Annotated in this window: 1 protein-coding gene and 1 pseudogene; both read right to left on the reverse strand. The window is 70.7% G+C overall.

All coding sequences use genetic code 11. From position 1 onward, the window contains the following. Positions 1 to 620, reverse strand: a pseudogene (locus J1M36_RS12470) (hypothetical protein); the annotation flags it as partial. 24 nt (positions 621 to 644) lie between these two features. Further along, complete coding sequence (locus tag J1M36_RS12475; RefSeq protein WP_098054142.1) at positions 645 to 1,316, reverse strand: histidine phosphatase family protein; 672 nt, start codon at positions 1,314 to 1,316, stop codon at positions 645 to 647. Between the last annotated feature and the right edge of the window lie 20 nt (positions 1,317 to 1,336).

The raw sequence follows: 1,336 nt of genomic DNA on the forward strand, positions 1-1,336 counted from the left end.
TTGCGTGGGCTCGGAGATGTGTATAGGAGACAGGTGTTGTTGGTCAGCACGTCGAAGGCGGCCATGGCGCGCAGCACCGGGTGGGTGTCCGGGTGGTCCTCCACAATCGTGAAGTAGTGCTCCCGGGGGTCCGCGGCCACGAACATCTGCAGCGATCCCGTCCCGAACGGGGCGTCGTCCCGGATCACGGTGAGCGGGACGATCCCCCAGCCGAGCGCCTCGCTGAGCAGGTACGCGGCGCGCTCCCGGCGGTACAGACCCGGCGGGAAGTCGTGCAGGGGCCGCTCCCCGAGCTCGGGTTTGTAGATGGCCCAGCATGCCGTGTCCGAGTCCGGCGGACCGAACGACGTCGCTGCGGGAGCTGCGTTGTCGGGGTCGGGTGCCGCGACGGGTGAGTCGGCCGGAACGGCGTCGTCGCCGATCGCGGGAGCCGAGCAGGCCTCGGCGGCTTCAGGGCCGGGGACCTCGCCGGCACGAGCGTCGCCGTCGGTGCCGGTGACCGATTGCGACGCCAGCGCGCGCAGCTCCACGAGGAACGTCTCATTGCTGCTGCGCGCGAGCTGCCCGAGCAGCGTGATCTCCCCCGTGCGCAGCAGCTCGTCCGCTCGTTCGGCCCTCACGACGCCGCCCTCACGACGACGCCGTCACGACGCCACCAGCTCCCGCAAGGAATCCCGCGTGGAGTTGACCGTGAGCACCACCGGATTCATGTCGTCGCCGGAGGGCTCATCCGCACCGTCGGGCGCCGCGGGATAGGACAGCACCGAGATCGAGCACGGCCCCACGCTGAGCCGCTGGAAGTTGTCCAGGGGCGTGCCCATCGCGTGGGCCAGTAACCCGCGAATGGGGTCCGCGTGGGAGAAGCACACCACGGTCCCACCGGGGTGGAACGTGCACAGGCGCTCCACGGCATCGACCATGCGCTGCTGCATCTCGGGGAAGCTCTCCCCGTCCGGGAACCGGAACGCGGAGGGGTTGTGCTGCACGGTGCGCCACTCGGGCAACCGGTTGAGGTCGTTGAGCGCGCGCCCCGTCCATTGCCCCACGTCGAGCTCCAGGAGCGCGGGGTCCTCGCGGACGGGCAGACCCAGCAGCTCGGCACTCGGCTGGGCGGTCTCCCGCGCGCGTTCGAGCGGAGAGCTGTACAGCGCGCTCACGGTCAGTTCCGCAATCCGCTCGGCCGCGGCGCGCGCCTGCTCCCACCCCTGCTCGGACAGGTGCAGTCCCGAGGAACGCCCCGGCAATAGCTCACCCGTCGTGGGGGTGCGGCCGTGACGCACGAGCAGGACGGTGGTCGATCCGCGGGAGTCGCTCATGCTTCGTCAGCCTAGAACGC

It is taken from the genome of Kocuria sp. KRD140, assembly GCF_017168375.1.
Classification (GTDB): domain Bacteria; phylum Actinomycetota; class Actinomycetes; order Actinomycetales; family Micrococcaceae; genus Kocuria; species Kocuria marina.

What these genes read in the sequence shown, in the direction of transcription:
- J1M36_RS12475 (WP_098054142.1), bottom strand. Translation starts at nt 1,316, where the DNA reads ATGAGCGACTCCCGCGGATCGACCACCGTCCTGCTCGTGCGTCACGGC.